15 protein-coding genes and 1 riboswitch are annotated in these 16,850 nt (G+C 68.4%); of the genes, 6 read left to right on the forward strand and 9 right to left on the reverse strand.

Annotation, left to right across the window (positions count from 1 at the left end):
* Positions 1-86 precede the first annotated feature (86 nt).
* The 5 genes from ABAZ39_RS11835 to ABAZ39_RS11855 all read right to left on the reverse strand — a co-directional run bounded on the left by ABAZ39_RS11835 (position 87) and on the right by ABAZ39_RS11855 (position 3,990).
* Entirely contained in the window at positions 87-863 is a 777-nt protein-coding gene (locus ABAZ39_RS11835; protein WP_014241601.1) for a succinate dehydrogenase iron-sulfur subunit, read from the reverse strand.
* Between the two features lie 30 nt (positions 864-893).
* On the reverse strand, positions 894-2,675 hold the full coding sequence (sdhA, locus tag ABAZ39_RS11840; protein WP_035675802.1) for a succinate dehydrogenase flavoprotein subunit: 1,782 nt from the start codon (positions 2,673-2,675) through the stop codon (positions 894-896).
* A gap of 6 nt (positions 2,676-2,681) precedes the next feature.
* A complete protein-coding gene (gene sdhD / locus ABAZ39_RS11845; RefSeq protein WP_014241602.1) occupies positions 2,682-3,077 on the reverse strand; it encodes a succinate dehydrogenase, hydrophobic membrane anchor protein in 396 nt (131 codons plus the stop codon).
* 11 nt (positions 3,078-3,088) lie between these two features.
* A complete protein-coding gene (gene sdhC / locus ABAZ39_RS11850) occupies positions 3,089-3,478 on the reverse strand; it encodes a succinate dehydrogenase, cytochrome b556 subunit (RefSeq protein ID WP_014241603.1) in 390 nt (129 codons plus the stop codon).
* Positions 3,479-3,726: 248 nt separating this feature from the next.
* On the reverse strand, positions 3,727-3,990 hold the full coding sequence (locus tag ABAZ39_RS11855; protein ID WP_014241604.1) for a hypothetical protein: 264 nt from the start codon (positions 3,988-3,990) through the stop codon (positions 3,727-3,729).
* Positions 3,991-4,118: 128 nt separating this feature from the next.
* On the opposite strand from ABAZ39_RS11855, the gene ABAZ39_RS11860 reads away from it, so the two are divergent.
* Both ABAZ39_RS11860 and ABAZ39_RS11865 read left to right on the forward strand, forming a co-directional pair.
* Positions 4,119-5,138 carry an aspartate-semialdehyde dehydrogenase gene (locus tag ABAZ39_RS11860; protein ID WP_038529584.1) on the forward strand — a complete coding sequence of 340 codons (1,020 nt, stop codon included), beginning with the start codon at positions 4,119-4,121 and terminating at the stop codon, positions 5,136-5,138.
* The gene (locus tag ABAZ39_RS11865) at positions 5,135-5,602 is read left to right on the forward strand and encodes an acetyltransferase (protein ID WP_038529586.1); all 468 of its coding nucleotides are present in this window, start codon (positions 5,135-5,137) and stop codon (positions 5,600-5,602) included. Before ABAZ39_RS11860 ends, ABAZ39_RS11865 begins: the two co-directional genes overlap by 4 nt.
* Before the next feature lie 5 nt (positions 5,603-5,607).
* Here ABAZ39_RS11865 and ABAZ39_RS11870 read toward each other — a convergent pair whose 3' ends face one another.
* Together ABAZ39_RS11870 and ABAZ39_RS11875 are read right to left on the reverse strand one after the other, a co-directional pair.
* A complete protein-coding gene (locus tag ABAZ39_RS11870) occupies positions 5,608-6,477 on the reverse strand; it encodes an NAD(P)-dependent oxidoreductase (RefSeq protein ID WP_038531385.1) in 870 nt (289 codons plus the stop codon).
* A gap of 26 nt (positions 6,478-6,503) precedes the next feature.
* On the reverse strand, positions 6,504-6,908 hold the full coding sequence (locus ABAZ39_RS11875) for a tellurite resistance TerB family protein (RefSeq protein WP_038529588.1): 405 nt from the start codon (positions 6,906-6,908) through the stop codon (positions 6,504-6,506).
* A 147-nt stretch (positions 6,909-7,055) separates the two neighbouring features.
* Between ABAZ39_RS11875 and ABAZ39_RS11880 the strand changes: the two genes are divergently transcribed.
* The 3 genes from ABAZ39_RS11880 to ABAZ39_RS11890 all read left to right on the forward strand — a co-directional run bounded on the left by ABAZ39_RS11880 (position 7,056) and on the right by ABAZ39_RS11890 (position 11,125).
* Positions 7,056-8,003, forward strand: a complete 948-nt coding sequence (locus tag ABAZ39_RS11880) for an AEC family transporter (RefSeq protein WP_038529590.1) — start codon at positions 7,056-7,058, stop codon at positions 8,001-8,003.
* A gap of 255 nt (positions 8,004-8,258) precedes the next feature.
* Positions 8,259-9,950, forward strand: coding sequence for a methyl-accepting chemotaxis protein (locus ABAZ39_RS11885; RefSeq protein WP_038529592.1), 1,692 nt, complete (start codon positions 8,259-8,261; stop codon positions 9,948-9,950).
* A 73-nt stretch (positions 9,951-10,023) separates the two neighbouring features.
* A riboswitch (SAM-I-IV-variant riboswitch) is annotated at positions 10,024-10,128 on the forward strand.
* Positions 10,129-10,177: 49 nt separating this feature from the next.
* Positions 10,178-11,125, forward strand: coding sequence for a homoserine O-succinyltransferase (locus ABAZ39_RS11890; RefSeq protein ID WP_038529594.1), 948 nt, complete (start codon positions 10,178-10,180; stop codon positions 11,123-11,125).
* Here the strand turns inward: ABAZ39_RS11890 and ABAZ39_RS11895 are convergent.
* Positions 11,112-11,591 carry a hypothetical protein gene (locus ABAZ39_RS11895; RefSeq protein ID WP_144243523.1) on the reverse strand — a complete coding sequence of 160 codons (480 nt, stop codon included), beginning with the start codon at positions 11,589-11,591 and terminating at the stop codon, positions 11,112-11,114. The genes ABAZ39_RS11890 and ABAZ39_RS11895 overlap by 14 nt on opposite strands.
* 753 nt (positions 11,592-12,344) lie before the next feature.
* On the opposite strand from ABAZ39_RS11895, the gene ABAZ39_RS11900 reads away from it, so the two are divergent.
* Positions 12,345-14,024 (forward strand): methyl-accepting chemotaxis protein, encoded by a 1,680-nt coding sequence (locus ABAZ39_RS11900; RefSeq protein ID WP_038529598.1) that lies wholly within the window; start codon positions 12,345-12,347, stop codon positions 14,022-14,024.
* A gap of 27 nt (positions 14,025-14,051) precedes the next feature.
* Here the strand turns inward: ABAZ39_RS11900 and ABAZ39_RS11905 are convergent, their stop codons facing one another.
* The gene (locus ABAZ39_RS11905; protein ID WP_038529600.1) at positions 14,052-16,820 is read right to left on the reverse strand and encodes an ATP-dependent DNA helicase; all 2,769 of its coding nucleotides are present in this window, start codon (positions 16,818-16,820) and stop codon (positions 14,052-14,054) included.
* Positions 16,821-16,850 lie beyond the last annotated feature (30 nt).

The following is a 16,850-nucleotide window of genomic DNA, read 5'->3' on the forward strand; positions in this document are numbered from 1 at the left end:
CCGAGACGCCGCCGAAAGGCCAAAGCAAACGGGGCGCCCCCTTCCGGAGGCGCCCCGTTCTTCATCGGTGAACCGAAACGGACGGATCAGCGGCGCTGAACCATCAGCTTCTTGATCTCGGCGATGGCCTTGGCCGGATTGAGGCCCTTCGGGCACGCCTTGGTGCAGTTCATGATGGTGTGGCAGCGGTAGAGGCGGAACGGATCCTCGAGGTTGTCGAGGCGCTCGCCCGTCATCTCGTCGCGGCTGTCCACGATCCAGCGGTAGGCCTGGAGCAGGATCGACGGGCCGAGGTAGCGGTCGCCGTTCCACCAGTAGCTGGGGCAGGAGGTCGAGCAGCAGAAGCACAGGATGCACTCGTAGAGGCCGTCCAGCTTGGCGCGGTCCTCCGGCGACTGCAGGCGCTCGCGGCTCGGGGCCGGCGACTGCGACTGCAGCCACGGCTTGATCGAGGCGAGCTGGGCGTAGATGTGCTTCAGGTCGGGGACGAGATCCTTGACCACCGGCATGTGCGGCAGCGGGTAGATCTTGACGTCGCCCTTCACCTCCTCGATGGCCTTCAGGCAGGCCAGCGTGTTGGTGCCGTCGATGTTCATCGCGCAGGACCCGCAGATGCCCTCGCGGCACGAGCGCCGGAAGGTCAGGGTCGAGTCGATGTTGTTCTTGATGTAGATGATCGCGTCCAGGATCATCGGGCCGAACTTGTCGAGGTCGACGACGTAGGTGTCGACCCGCGGGTTCTGCCCGTCATCCGGCGACCAGCGGTAGATCTTGAAGGTCTTCGCCCGCTTGGCGCCGCTGGCGGCGTTGATGGTCTTGCCGACGCCGACCTTGGAATTGGCGGGCAGGTTGAATTCGACCATGGTTCGTATCCTTGCCTTGCTCTTGCCGCCTTAGTAGACGCGGGCCTTGGGCGGGAACACCTGCACCTCGTCGGTCAGGGTGTAGAGATGGACCGGGCGGTACCCGATCTTCGTCTCGCCCTTGTCCGACACCTCGATGACGGTGTGCTTCATCCAGTTCTCGTCGTCGCGGTCCGGATAGTCCTCGCGGGCGTGGGCGCCGCGGCTCTCCGGCCGGTTCTTCGCCGAGTGGAGCGTGGCGACCGCCTGGTACAGCAGGTTGTCCAGCTCGATGGCTTCGACGAGGTCGGAGTTCCAGACCAGCGAACGGTCGCTGATCGCCATGTCGCTCTTCTTCGCAAAGGTCTGGTCGATGAGCTTGACGCCCTCCTCCAGCACCTCGCCGGTGCGGAAGACCGCGCAGTTGTTCTGCATGGTCCGCTGCATTTCCAGGCGAAGCTCCGACGACTTGATGGAGCCCTTGGCGTTGCGGATGCGGTCGAAGCGCTCCAGGGCGACGTCGGTCGCGGCGGCGGACGACGACACCGACTTGCCCTTCTCGACGATCTCGGCGGCGCGGATGGCCGCCGAACGGCCGAACACCACGAGGTCGAGCAGCGAGTTGGAGCCCAGGCGGTTCGCGCCGTGCACCGACACGCAGGCCGCCTCGCCGATGGCCATCAGGCCGGGCACAACGCGATCCGGGTCCTCGGCGGTCGGGTTGACCACCTCGCACCGGAAGTTGGTGGGGATGCCGCCCATGTTGTAGTGCACCGTCGGTAGAACCGGGATCGGTTCCTTGGTGACGTCCACGCCGGCGAAGATCTTGGCCGTCTCGGCGATGCCGGGCAGGCGCTGGTGGATGATCTCCGGCGGGAGATGCTCCAGGTGCAGGTGGATGTGGTCCTTATGCTCACCGACGCCGCGGCCCTCGCGGATCTCGATGGTCATCGAGCGGGACACCACGTCGCGCGAGGCGAGGTCCTTGGCCGACGGCGCGTAACGCTCCATGAAGCGCTCGCCGTTGGAGTTGGTGAGGTAGCCGCCCTCGCCGCGCACGCCCTCGGTGATGAGGCAGCCGGAGCCGTAGATGCCGGTCGGGTGGAACTGCACGAACTCCATGTCCTGCAGCGGCAGGCCGGCGCGCAGCACCATGCCGCCGCCGTCGCCCGTGCAGGTGTGGGCCGAGGTGGCGGAGAAGTAGGCGCGGCCGTAGCCGCCCGTCGCCAGAACGACGAGCTGGGCGCGGAAGCGGTGGATGGTGCCGTCGTCGAGGTTCCAGGCCACCACGCCCTTGCAGACGCCGTCCTCCATGATGAGGTCCAGCGCGAAATACTCGACGAAGAACTCCGCCTCGTGCTTCAGCGACTGCTGGTAGAGGGTGTGCAGGATGGCGTGGCCGGTGCGGTCGGCGGCGGCGCAGGTGCGGTAGGCCTGCTGCTTGCCGTAATGGGCGGTCATGCCGCCGAAGGCGCGCTGGTAGATCTTGCCTTCCGGCGTGCGCGAGAAGGGCACGCCGTAGTGCTCCAGCTCGATGATCGCCGGGATGGCCTCGCGGCACATGTACTCGATGGCGTCCTGGTCGCCCAGCCAGTCCGACCCCTTGACGGTGTCGTACATGTGGAAGCGCCAGTCGTCCTCGCTCATGTTGCCGAGCGCCGCCGAGATGCCGCCCTGGGCGGCCACGGTGTGCGAGCGGGTCGGGAAGACCTTGGTGATGCACGCCGTCTTCAGGCCCTTCTCGGCCATGCCGAAGGTGGCGCGCAGGCCCGCACCGCCGGCACCGACGACGACGACGTCATAGGAATGATCGATAATATCGTAGGCGGCCATGGCTCGTCAGGCTCCGAACGAAATCTTGAGGACGGCGATGACGCAGGCGGCACCCAGCACGAAGCACAGGGCTTTCACGGCCAGGATGCTCAGGATCTTCGCCATCTCGTTGTGCACGTAGTCCTCGATCACCACCTGCAGCCCGGCCTGGGCGTGGTGGAAGGTGACCACGGCGGTCAGCACCATCATCAGCGCCGAGAAGGGCGACTCCAGCCACGCGACGAAGGCCGCATGGTCGGCGCCCAGATGGCGGATCACGCCGAAGACGAACCAGATGGTCAGCGGAACCAGGGCGATGGCGGTGACGCGCTGGTGCCACCAATGCTCGGTGCCGTGCTTGGCGGAGCCCAGGCCGCGCGCGATCTGCAGCGGCGAGCGGAGGGTCTTGCTGTTGGACGCCATGTCTTCTCTCCTCACCACACGGCCAGGCCGATGATCCAGGTCAGCACGGTCAGCACGGCCGCCGCACCGATGACGATCTGGTTGCCGCGGTCCGCCTCGCTCAGCTCGAACGCCTTGCCGGCGTCCCACACCAGATGCCGGATGCCGTTGCACAGGTGATAGTAGAGCGCCAGCGACCAGCCGAACATCAGCAGCAGCCCGAAGAAGGAGCCGATGAAGTGCTGCGCGCGCTCGTACGCGGCGGGGCTGGTGGCGGCGGCGACCAGCCACCAAGTCAGCAGAAGGGTACCGACGGCCAGCCCCACGCCCGTGATGCGGTGCGTGATGGACAGGAGCGCGGTCCTGGGGAGTTTGTAGACTTGCAGATGCGGAGAGAGCGGCCGACCGCTGCCGTTTGCCATTGCGTCGTCCTCAGTTCGGCGACCGGTCGCGGCAAGGAGGGCTGTTGCCGCGACGGCGGGTGATGCGAGACCGAAAGTTTTAAGCCCTGCTGTGTTTGGCGATTGAATTACGCCTCTACCGCACACGAGTCAACGGCAGGGACTTGGCCGTGGCCAAAATGGCGCACCGCGGGAAGTGCCTGAAAACTAACGGGCTTTGCTGCAGCTGGTATTACCAGGGCCGAAACCCGGTTTCGCCGTTCAGCCTATTACTTGTCGAAGCGGCGAACATTCTCCACCATCATCGAATACATCTGGGTAATCAGCTCCGCCGGACGCAGCCGGCCGAAGGGGATGTTCTCCTTGGCCCATTCCACCAGCCCCTCGGGCGGGCGGACCGGAGCGACCTCATACCCGGCCTTCTTCAGCGCGTTCATCACCGAACGCGCCTGCTTGGTGTAGTCCTCGTTGAAGAAGGACTTGTCCGCGTCCTTGATCGCCTTGGCGATGATGTCTTCGAGCGGAGTGGCCATGCCCCGGTGTGCCGGTCGCGGTCGTGATAGGGCGGACACGGTGTCACAACGCGGGCGCTGTTGCAATTCCATTGGGAACCGCATACCTCAAGCCCTCTTCGCACCGCATATCACAGGGATTAACCGCCATGGGCTACACAGTCGCGGTCGTCGGCGCCACCGGCAACGTCGGACGGGAAATGCTGACCACCCTCGCCGACCGCCGGTTCCCGGCCGACGCGGTGATCGCCCTGGCCGCCGACAGCGCGGTCGGCAAGGAGGTGTCCTTCGGCGAGGACGCGGTGCTGAAGGTCGAGGACGTCGGCCGCTTCGATTTCAAGGGCGTGGACATCGCGCTGTTCGCCGCGGACGCCAAGGTTTCGGCGGCCCACGCACCGCGCGCCGCCGCGGCGGGCGCCGTGGTGATCGACGCCAGCCCGCAGTTCCGCATGGACCCCGACGTCCCGCTGGTGGTCCCGGAGGTCAACGCCGACGCGCTCGCCGGCTACGCGAAGAAGAACATCGTCGCCAGCCCCGGCGGTGCTGCCATCCTGCTGGCCATGGCGCTGAAGCCCCTGCACGAGCAGGTCACGGTGAGCCGCGTCGTCGTCTCCACCTACCAGGCGGCCTCGGACGCCGGCAAGGAGGGCATGGACGAGCTGTTCGGCCAGACCCGCGCCATCTACGTCAACGATCCGGTGCAGAAGTCCGTCTTCTCCAAGCAGATCGCCTTCAACGTCATCCCGCACATCGGCCCCTTCATGGAGGATGGCGCGACGCGGGACGAGTGGGCGCTGAACGTCGAGACGAAGAAGATCCTCGACCCCAAGATCAAGGTGAGCGCGACCTGCGTCCGCGTCCCCGTCTTCATCGGCCATGCCGCCGCGATCACCATCGAGTGCGTGGAGCCGTTGACCGCCGAGGAGGCGCGCCAGATCCTGCGCAAGGCGCCGGGTATGCAGGTCATCGACCAGCACGACAACGAGGGCTACATCACCCCGGTCGAGGTCGCCGGCGACGACCCGGTCTTCGTCAGCCGCATCCGCGAGGACTACACGGTGGACAACGGCCTGTCCTTCTGGGCCGCCACCGACAACCTGCGCAAGGGCGCCGCGCTCAACGCCGTGCAGATCGCCGAGCTGCTGGTGAAGGAGCATCTCGACGCGTGACCCCGATCCGTCCCTCCCGTCCGGACGACGCCCCGGCGCTGTTCGCCGTCTGGCTCTCCGCGGTGCGCAGCACGCACGATTTCCTGAGCGAGGAAGACATCGGCTTCTACGCCGACCTCGTGCGCGACCAGTATCTTCCGGCGGCGGCGCTGCTGGTCGCGGTGGACGGTGACGACCGGCCGGTGGGCTTCCTGGGCATGACCGGGCGCAAGATCGACACGCTGTTCGTCGATCCGGCGTGGCACGGCCGGGGGATCGGCCGCGCCCTGGTCGCCCGCGCCCTGGAGGGTGGGCCGGAGCTGACGGTCGACGTGAACGAGCAGAACAGCGCCGCACGGGCCTTCTATCAGCGTCTCGGCTTCCGGGAGGTCGGGCGCTCCGCGCTGGACGACAGTGGCCGCCCGTTCCCCTTGCTGCATCTCGCCCTCGACGGCTCCGGCCAGGGCGGCCCGACCGGAGCCTGAAGGGCTTACTTGGCGAACAGCCGGTACAGGGCGGAATGGTCCAGCCCGCCGTCGCCCTGTTCGACCAGCAGCTCGAACAGCTCCAGGCTGAGGCCCAGTGCGGGAAGCTGGATGCCGGACTGCTCCGCCAGCTCCTCCGCCTGTTTCAAGTCCTTGATCTGGGTGACCACACGGCCGCCCGGCGTGAAGTCGCCGGAGACCATGCGCTGGCCGTGCAGTTCCAGGATGCGCGACTCGGCGAAGCCGCCGCGAATGGCGTCGCGGACCTTGCTCGGCTCCACCCCCGCCGCCTTGGCCAGCGCCAGCGCCTCGGCCACCGCGCCGATGCTCAGCGCGACAATCACCTGATTGGCCATCTTGGCGACCTGCCCGGCCCCGCTGTCACCGACATGGGTGATGCGCTGGCCCATCGCCTGGAACAGCGGCAGGGCGCGGGCGAAGGCCTCCTCCGTGCCGCCAGCCATGATGGTCAGGGTGCCGGCCTCCGCCGCCACCGTGCCGCCCGACACCGGGGCGTCCACCCAGTCGGCACCCTTGGCGCGGACGGCCTCGGCCAGCTTGCGGGTCGCCCCGACCGCCGTGGTGCCCATGTCGATGACAAGATGGCCGGGCCGCAGCGCGTCCATCAGCGCGGCGGCCACCGCCTCGACCGCCACGGTGTCCGACAGCATCAGCACGATGGCGTCGGCGCGGGCGGCGACCTCCGCAGGTCCGGCGGCCGGGCTCATGCCCTCGGCCGCCAGTTCTTCGACCGGGCCGGGGCTGCGGCTGCTGATCACCAGGGCCGCACCGGCCTTCGCCAGATTGCGGGCCATCGGCCGGCCCATCAGGCCCAGCCCGATGACGCCGACCGTACGGTCCTTGAGGTTTGCCATGTCGCCGGCCGTCATATCCCTGGCCGTCACAGGCGGGTGTGGCGCGCCCGCGCGCCGCGTTCGATCGCGGCGGCGCACAGCCGGTCCACGCCCAGCTTGTGCCGGATCAGTTCCAGCATCCGCAGCTCCTCCTGCGAGGCCGCCGGGTCCGCCGCGGCGATGTCGCAGGCGAGCGCGTAGGCGGTCTCGGACAGCTTGGACGGAATGGCCTCCTTGACGATCTGGAGCGTCGTCTCCAGCCCGTCGGCGTCGGCCAGCAGACCGGAGCATTCGCGGGTCACGTCGGTCAGCCGGTCGATGTCGAAATCCTTGAAGATCGGCAGATAGCGGACGTTCTCGCCGATGGCCTCAAGCTCCGCGTCCGTCATGTCGCCGTCGCACGCCGACACCAGCACCATGACGTAGATGAGCGCGCTGTGATGGTTGATCATCGAAACTCCTGCGGAAAAAGGGCCCCGCCCAATCTTGCCCGCCCCCCGCGCGCCGTCAAGGGAGGGAGCGCCGTCAAGGGAGCTATGCCCGGGATGGACGGGTGGGTCCCTCGACAGGGGACGGGTTGCCCCTTAAGGTCGGCCCCCATGTCGGTGGTCTTCAACGTGGCGCTCCCGGTCTTCGCCATCATCCTGGCGGGCGTCCTTTCCGGTAAGGCGAAGCTTCTCGGTCCCGCCTCGTCGGAGACGCTGAACAAATTCGTCTACTGGATGGCCCTGCCGCCGGTGCTGTTCCTCGGCACGGCCAAGCGCTCGCTGCCGGAGATCTTCAACGGACCCTTCATCGGCGCCTTCCTCGGCTCGATGCTGGCGGTCTACGCGCTGGGCGCCCTGCTCGGCTGGCTGATCCACCGCGAGCGGACGCAGATCCAGTGCATGCAGGGGCTGAACGCCTGCTTCTCCAACACCGGCTACATGGGCATCCCGCTGTTCCTGGCGGCCTTCGGCCCGGACCGTCTGGCCCCGGCCATCCTCGCCACCGTCATCATGAGCGCGATCATGGTCGGCATCGCGGTGATCTGGCTGGAGTTCGCCAACAGCCAGGGCGGCGGCATCGGCAAGGCGCTGCGCGACGTCGGCCGGGCGCTGGTCAAGAACCCGCTGATCATCTCCACGGCCCTTGGGCTCGCCTGGTCGGTCTTCCTGTCCGGCGTGCCGGTGCCGCGCCCGATCGCCATCTATTGCGACCTGATGGGCGCCTCCGCCGGTCCCTGCGCCCTGTTCGCCATCGGCCTGTTCCTGGCGACCCAGAGCCTGAAGGCCAACCTGCTGGAGGTCGGCTGGATCAGCGCCCTGAAACTGGTGGTGCAGCCGGCGCTGGCGTGGTTCCTCATCCAGACGCTGTTCCCGCTGGACCCCTTCTGGGCCGGGTCGGCCATCATCCTCGCCGGCCTGCCCACCGGCGCCTTGACCTTCGTGGTGGCCAGCCAGTACCGCATCTATGTGGAGCGCACCTCCGCCGCGATCCTGATGTCCACCATCGCCAGCGTGGTCACCCTGTCCGTCCTGCTGGCCACCTACGCGCCACCCGCCTGAACCTTGGCTTGCGGTCGCCCGGTCGTGCTCGCCTCTTCGGCTGCTCATCTTTCCTGACACAAAGACATCATTGAACAAGTGTCGCGCAGAACACGCCGCGCCGGTTTTGCATATTTTTTAATAATTGCCGCTCCATCATTTGACACAGGCAAGTCCAACGCCCCACGCATGGACGTCTGGACTGCCAAATACTTTCGTTCAGACTCATAACAATCGACCACCGCCGCATCGTTTCGGGGGAAAGAGATACGCGCCATGTCCATGCTGAGTTCCATGACCATCCGGACCAAGGTGGTCGCCGCCACCGTCTGTGTCCTGCTGATGTCGGTCGCCCTGGGACTGTTCGCCGTTGACCGGCTGAGCACCGTCAACCACGCCGCTGAGGAAATCCGCTCCAACTGGCTGCCCAGCGTCACCGCCATCGGGGAGATCGACGGTGCGGCCAACGATTACCGCATCCTGGAGGCGTCCCACATCCTGGCGCTCCACCCCGCGGAAATGGCCGAGGTTGAAAAGGAAATGACCACGGTTCTTAACCGCTTGGCGGAGGCCCGGCGGAAGTATGAACCGCTGTTGGCCCCCGGTTGGGAAACCCAGACCTTCAAGCGCTGGGAGGCGGCCTGGGACAGCTATCTGAAGATCAGCCAAGGCAAGCTGCTTACCTCCTCCCGGGCCAACGAGAACGAGAAGGCCACCGGCATCTATCGGGAGGAGTCACGCAAGGCGTTCGACGGATGCTCCGCGCTCATCAACGAGCTGACCGCCTCCAACGTCCAGAACGCCACGAAGGCGGCGGACAGGGGGCGGGCCACCTATGTCGGGGCGCAGAGCTGGATTCTGGGCGCCATCGCCTTCGTGGCGGTCCTCTGCCTGTTTGCCGGCATCGCCATGACGAAGTCGGTCGCCCGGCCCATCGTCGCCCTGACCTCCATCATGGACCGTCTGGCCAAGCGCGACCTCGGCGTTGCGGTGGAGGGCGGCGCCCGCCGGGACGAGATCGGCGCCATGGCGCGGGCGGTGCAGGTCTTCAAGGACGGCCTGATCGAGGCGGAACGCCTGACCGCCGCCCAGGCCGCCGAGGAGGAGAACAAGCGCCGCCGCACCGAGCGGATCGATTCGCTGATCCGCAACTTCGACGGCGCGGTGCACAGCGTCCTGCAGACCGTGGGCGCCGCGGCGTCGCAGCTCGACACCACCGCCCGCAGCATGACCGACATCGCCGAGCACACGCGGGCCGAGGCCGGCAGCGCGGCGTCCGCGGCCGAACTGACCTCCGCCAACGTGCAGACCGTCGCCGCCGCGTCGGAGGAGATGGCCGCCTCCATCACCGAGATCTCCCAGCAGGTGTCGCAGTCGGCCGGCATCGCCGGCAAGGCGGTGGACGAGGCCGACCGTACCAACGCCACCGTGCAGGGGCTGTCGGAAGCGGCCCAGCGCATCGGCGACGTGGTTGACCTGATCCAGAACATCGCCGCCCAGACCAACCTGCTGGCGCTCAACGCCACCATCGAGGCGGCCCGCGCCGGCGAGGCCGGCAAGGGCTTCGCCGTCGTGGCGAGCGAGGTCAAGAGCCTCGCCAACCAGACCTCCAAGGCGACGGAGGAGATCGCCCAGCAGATCGGCGCCATCCAGGCGGCCACCGGCGGGGCGGTCGGCGCCATCCGCGGGATCGGGGCGACCATCTCGTCGATCAACGACATCTCCTCCTCCATCGCCGCCGCCATCGAGGAGCAGGGTGCGGCAACCCAGGAGATCAGCCGCAACGTCCAGCAGGCGGCGCAGAGCACTCAGGAGGTGACCAGCAACATTGGCCGCGTGTCGCAGGCCGCGACCGAGACCGGAAGCGCCGCGACCCAGGTGATGTCGGCCTCCGGCGACCTGAACCAGGGAGCGATGCGTCTGAAGAGCGAGGTGGAGAACTTCCTCGTCGCCATCAAGGCGGCGTAAGGATCGGCTGACCGGGGCCGCCCACCAGCGGTCCCGCGGCTGTTGCCAAGCCGCCGCTGCCCGTATAATGTGCACCGCGCATCAAGAGTTGAGCGGACGCTCAACGCCAACCTGCTTTCCCGAGCAAGGTGGCGTCCCGAAGGGGGATGTGGCCGGACCGGCAAACAAACGGGGTTCGCCATGACGTCTGTTCCGACCGATGCACCGACAGCGGAGCCGGACGAGTCATGCCCATCAAGATACCCAACGATCTTCCCGCCTTCACTGCCCTCCAGGCCGAGGGCGTCATGGTCATGCGGGAGGCCGACGCCATCCGGCAGGACATCCGGCCTCTGCGCTTCGGCCTGCTCAACCTGATGCCCGACAAGATCCGGACCGAGACGCAGATCGCGCGCCTTCTCGGCAGCACGCCGCTTCAGGTCGAGCTGTCGCTGATCCGGATCACCAACCATGTGCCGCGCAACACCGCGGCCGACCATATGGGCGCCTTCTACCGGTCGTGGGAGGACGCGCGCCGCGAGAAGTTCGACGGCTTTATCGTCACCGGCGCTCCGGTCGAGACGATGCCCTTCGAGGAGGTGTCCTATTGGGACGAGTTGTGTTCGGTCTTCGACTGGACGCAGAGCCACGTCCATTCCTGCCTGAACATCTGCTGGGCGGCGCAGGCCGCCGTTCATCATTTCCACGGGGTGCCGAAGCATCTTCTGCCGCGCAAGGCGTCCGGCGTGTACCGGCACCGCAACCGCGCCCCCGCCTCGCCCTATCTGTGCGGCCTGTCCGACGGCGTGCCCATTCCGGTCTCGCGCTGGACCGAGGTGCGCGAGGAGGACATCCCTCCCGAAAGCGGCCTGCGCGTGCTCCTGGATTCCCCGGAGACCGGCCCCTGCCTGCTGGAGGACGCCGCCCGCCGGTCGCTGCACATGTTCAACCATGTCGAGTACGACACCGACACCCTGCGCAACGAGTATGTCCGGGACGTCGCCAAGGACCCGGCCACGCCGGTTCCCCACGGCTATTTCCCAGACGACGACCCGAATCTCCCGCCCGAAAACCAGTGGCGGAGCCACGCCCATCTGCTGTTCGCGAACTGGATCAACCGGATCTACCAGACGACGCCCTTCGATCTCGCCCGCATCGGCACGGCGGAAGGGTCAGCCGTCCTCACGGCGGCCTGACCGCCCCGTCACCCTCCTCCACCGGCCGCACCGCGTCGTCCATCTGCAAGGCGAGCCAGAGCAGATGCGCCGCGGCGGACGGGCTGGCGCGCGGCGGACGGGAGCCGCTCCCGCCGCCGTCCTCCCCCGCCAACGCCAGACCGTACAGGGCCGCCACAAGATTGCCCTTGGCGCGGGGCGACAGGCGCCGGCCCCGGTCGTCCAGCCCCTGCTCCACGAGGGCAATCGCCTCGCTCAACAGCGCGAGGTCGAGCACCGATCCGGACTCCCGCGGCGAGAGCGCAAGCGCGCCGTCGCCGGACTCCGGCTGGCCGGCCGCCATCCGCATGCTGCCCCGGCCGGTCAGCAGCCAGTTCATGTCAATGCCGAGGGCGGCCAGTTCCGACAGGGTCTCTCCCTTCGGGAGCTTGCCGTTCAACTCGTACGACTGCCACGTGTTCTCCCCGAGACGGAACCGGCGTGACATTGTTTTTTGTGTCTCACCGAGAAATTCGCGCACGACCTTGAGCCGATCCCCAAGCTGCACCATGCCGGTTTCTCCCGAGCCTGGAGAGGAATCCCCCATTTCCAAGGTGACTTTGCTTCCCACGGCGCCCCGTGCACGGCGGGGCCAATCGTCGGTTGCACGCTTTCTCATGTTGCGACGATACATATTATCGTGTAAGAAACGTTGGGATACGCGGTGCGCAGCACTTTTACGCATGGATACGACATGGCCATTCTCGGTGTGCGCTCCATTTATTCCGCCTTCGGTCCAGGCTCCGCGGGGCCGCCGGCCAAGGCCCGCACGCGACACTAGAAACCGTGCACCCCTGAAGGGCGTCCAGGTTCTGCACCGGTAGAGTAGCGAAGTCTCCTTCACCGCTCGCGGGAGCACGGCGACCATGATGATTGTGGGACGCCAGTTTCTTCCGAACCGACGTCTTCGGAAGCGTCCCACGAATCTCTCCGCATGGCCGCCCCTCGGCCACCGACCAATCCTTCAACTTATCGCAGAACATGTAGGTTTTTGCATTGCCCATCCGCGCGCCCATGCGGCCGGGTGTGCGGAAGCATGTGCGGCATTTCCTCACTGTCACACAATGAACGATTTTGCCGCAACCGGTTCATTGCAAAATTGATCGTTTTCAACGAAGAAAAACAAAAATACAAAAATGCTCCTTTGGTGAAAGCGCGAGGAAGCCGACCACCGACACGACAGAAAAGAGAAAAACAAACCATGAATGACATCAGCGTCAGAACAAAGACTTTTGCCATTTTTGCGTTTCTATCCCTGCTTCTCGCTGGAATTGGCGCTCTTGGAATCAACCGGCTGTCGGTGGTCAACGACAGCTCGACGGAAATCGCCACCTTCTGGATGCCGCGGGTCGTGCAGGTCAACACGGTGAACGACGCGGTGTCGAACTTCCGCATCCTGCAAAGCGCCCACATCCTCAGCACCAGCGAGCCGGAAATGGCCGCGGCGGAAAAGAGGATGGACGAGATGGAAGCCAGCATCGCCAACGCCCGCCGGACCTACGAGGCGACGCTGCGCACCGCCGAAGGGCGCGCTCTGTTCACCCAGTTCGAGCAGCAATGGGCGCAGTACCTGACGCTGCAGCGTCAAATCACCGCCCTGTCGCGGCGCAACGAGAACGCCTCCGCCAACACCCTGTTCCGCGACGCGGCCGACAAGGGCTTTCAGGAGGTCGGGCGGACGCTCGACGCCATGATCGACCACAACAACCGCGGGGCCGCCAAGGCGAGCGACGACGCCGACGCCGTCTACGCCCAATCCAGCACTATGCTCATCATCGCGCTGCTCATCGGCATCGCCGTCTGCCTGGGCGGTGCGCTGATGATGATCCGCGGCGTCTCCTCGCCGATCGGCGCGATGACCGCGGCGATGCGCCGGCTGGCCGGCGGCGACAAGACGACGGTGATTCCCTTCGCCAACCGGGGGGACGAGATCGGCGCCATGGCCACCGCGGTCCAGGTCTTCAAGGACGGGCTGATCGAGGCCGACCGGCTGGCCGCCGAGCAGGCCGCCGAGCAGGCCGCCAAGCTGCGGCGGACCGAGGCGGTCGAGCGGCTGATCGCCTCCTTCGAGGAGCAGGTCGCCGACGCGCTGCGCAACGTCGCCGCCGCCGCGACCGAGCTGGACACCACGGCCCAGAGCATGGCGGCCACCGCCCGCCAGACCAACGACCAGGCGGCCAACGCCGCCGCCGCCGCGGAGCAGACCAGCGCCAACGTGCAGACGGTCGCCAGCGCCGCGGAGGAGATGTCCAGCTCCATCGGGGAGATCGGCTCGCAGGTCACCCGCTCCACCGGCATCGCCGGACAGGCGGTGCAGGAGGCCGGGCGCACCACCGACTCCGTGCGCGGGCTGGCCGACGCCGCGCACCGCATCGGCGCCGTCGTGCAGCTCATCACCAACATCGCCGGCCAGACCAACCTGCTGGCGCTCAACGCGACCATCGAGGCGGCCCGCGCGGGCGAGGCCGGGAAGGGCTTCGCCGTCGTGGCGTCGGAGGTGAAGCAGCTCGCCAACCAGACCGCCCGCGCGACGGACGAGATCGCCTCGCAGATCCAGGCGATTCAGGAAGCCACCGCCGGCTCGGTCGGCGCCATCGAGGGGATCGGCCGCACCATCGCGGCGATCAACGAGATCTCCACCTCCATCGCCGCCGCGATCGAGGAGCAGGCCGCGGCGACCAACGAGATCTCGCGCAACGTCCAGCAGGCGGCGATCGGCACGCGCGAGGTGTCCAGCAACATCGCCCAGGTGACCGAGGCCGCCGGCACCACCGGGGCCGCCGCCCATCAGGTGCTGGGTGCGGCCGGCGGGCTGGCCTCGCAGGCGGAGAACCTGCGCCGCGACGTGGAGAGCTTCCTGGCGGCGATCCGCGCCGCCTGATGGATGCCTCGCGGTTCCTGCGGGGCCTCACCAGCCCCGCAGGAACTCCGCCGTCGCCTCCACCGCCTCCTTGATGCCGACGCGGCGGACCTCCACCCCCTCGGGGAAGGCGCCGAACAGGCGGCTCGGCATCATCGGGTCGAGCAGAACGAACACCCCGGTGTCGTCGGCCCGTCGCACCAGCCGGCCGAAAGCCTGCTTCAGCCGCAACCGCGCGATCATGTCCTCGTAGCGCCGCCGCCCGAAGGCGTCGCGCCGGGCGCGGTGCAGGATGTCGGGGCGCGGCCAGGGCACCCGGTCGAACACGATCAGCCGCAAGCTGCGGCCCGGCACGTCCACCCCGTCACGCACCGCGTCGGTGCCGAGCAGGCAGGCGTGCTCCTCCCCCCGGAAGATGTCGATCAGGGTCGCCACGTCCAGCGGGTCGACATGCTGGGCGTAGAGCGGGATGCCGGTGGCGTCCAGCGGCTCCACGATGCGGTCATAGACGGCGCGCAGCCGGCTGATCGCGGTGAACAGCCCCAAGCCCCCGCCGCCCGCCGCCTGGAACAGCGTGCGGTAGGCCGACGCCACCTGCCCCAGATCGTCCTTGCGCACGTCGGTGACCACCATCACCCGCGTGCGGTTGGGATAGTCGAAGGGCGACGGCACCTGGGCGCGCAGCGCCGGCTTCGGCAAATGGCTGGCGCCGCAGCGGTCCTCCGCCGCCTGCCAGTCCATGGCAGTGTCGCCGGTGCCGTCGGTCAGCGTGGCGGAGGTGACCACCATGCCGTGCGCCGGCCCGGCCAGCGCCTCGGCAAAGGGCACGGTCGGGTCGATCCAGTGGCGGTAGAGCCCGACGTCGACGTCGCGCCCGTCGATCCGCTCCACCGCGAACCAGTCCACGAACTGCGCCGGCGTCTCCACCGGCAGGGTCTTCAGCATGGCCCGCCACGCCTCGACCGTCAGGACGCCGCGCCGGGTCAGGCTGCGCGCCATGGCGTCGATTCGCCGCCGCTGGTCGCTGTCCAGCTCCGCCGTCTCGTCCTCCAGCCTTGCCGCCAGCCGCTTGGCCAGCCCGGCCAGCGGCTCCGCCAGCCGGACCAGCGCCGCCTCCAATGCCTCCGCGGCGTCGAGCAGCCCGTCCACCGGGTAGGCCTTGTCGGCCTCCAGGCTGTAGGGGCCGCCCTGCCCCGCCGTGCGCGAATAGACCTGCCGCCGCGCGGCGAGCAGGAAGGCCTCGGTCGGCCCCTGCGGGTTGTCGGCGGACAGCCGCGCCGCCCAACCCTCCGCCGGCAGGACGCGGGCGCCCAGCATCACCGCGTCCATCAGCTCCTGCGCCGGTTCGTCGCTGGCGACCAGATCCTCGATGCGGCGCTTCAGCCCGCGGGCGCGGCTGCGCCCCGTCTCCTCCGCCCCCAGCAGCCAGCGCCGCAACTCCTGCGTCTCGCGCCCGGTCAGATGCCCGGCGAAGGCGCTGTCCGCCGCGTCGAAGACATGGTGCCCCTCGTCGAAGACGTAGCGCGTGGGCAGCGTCGGCTCCTCGCCGCCGCCGAGGGCCGCCTGCACCATGACCAGCGCGTGGTTGGCGATCACCACGTCGGCCTTGCGGGCGCGGCGCACGCTCTTCTCGATGTAGCAGCGGGCGTAATGGTCGCAGGCGGAGTAGATGCACTCGCCCCGCCGGTCGGCGAGGCCCAGCGTCCGCCCGCGCCCGGCGATGTCGACCAGCCAGCCGGGAAAGTCGCCGCCGGTCAGGTCGCCGTCGCGGGTCGCCGCGGCCCAGCGCGCCATCAGCCCCACGCCGATGGCGTGGTGCGGCTGCATCGGCATGCCGCGCACCGCCTCCTCCAGGTTCAGCAGGCACAGGTAATTTTCCCGGCCCTTGCGCAGCACGACCTTGCGCGCCTTGGTCGCCGGCTCGGGGTAGAGGCGGTCCAGCTCCGCGTCGATCTGGTGCTGGAGGTTGCGGGTGTAGGTGGAGATCCACACTGTGCCGCCGTTCTTCTCCGCCCACACCGTGGCCGGCGCCAGATAGCCCAGCGTCTTGCCGACGCCCGTTCCGGCCTCCGCCAGCACGACGTTCGGCGTGTCGGGGGCGGGGCGCGGGGCGAAGGCGGCGGACACCGCGCTGGCGTAGTCGGCCTGCTGCGGGCGCGGCTCGGCCACCTTGCCGGGCACGCTGGCCGACAGCATCACCGACAGCCGGCGGCGCGCCTCGTCCGGCTCCACCGGGTGGTGGGCGGGCGGCGGCTCGGGCGGGCCGTCCTGCCACTCCTTGATGCGGGTCCAGACGCGCAGGCCGGCGCGGGCGGCGCCCTTTTCCGGCCCGTCCGGCTTGCCCAGCGCGGCCAGAACGGCGGGCGCCCACAGCCAGCCGGCGCGCCCCATCTCCCAGGCGAAGGCCACGGGGTCGGACGCCTCCTCCCGCCCCGGCGCGCCCAGCAGGCCAAGCAGCTTGCGCACCGCCCGGTGCAGGGCCAGCGCGTCGTCCTCCAGCCCGTCGGGGATCGGCAGGTCCAGCGCCTCGGCCAGACCGCGCGGGGTCGGCACGCAGAAGCGGGCGGGCAGGACGAAGGCGAACAGCTCCAGCAGGTCGAAGGCGGCGAAGGGCTCCGTCCCCAGCCGCCGCGCCATCGCCCGCGCGTGGCAGACCAGCGGCGGCTGGCGGCGCGCCCGCTTCGCCGCGGCGGCGGGCGGCAATTCCTCCACCTCGCCGTCACCGGTCAGCAGGACCACGCGCCGCGCGCCGGCGACCAGGGCCGGCGCGTCATCGAGGCTGAAGGACGGGAGGGAAGGCGCCGAGGTCAGATCCATGGCGCGCAGTATAGTGGTCCCCGCCGCCGC

Source organism: Azospirillum argentinense (assembly GCF_000632475.1).
GTDB classification, from domain to species: domain Bacteria; phylum Pseudomonadota; class Alphaproteobacteria; order Azospirillales; family Azospirillaceae; genus Azospirillum; species Azospirillum baldaniorum.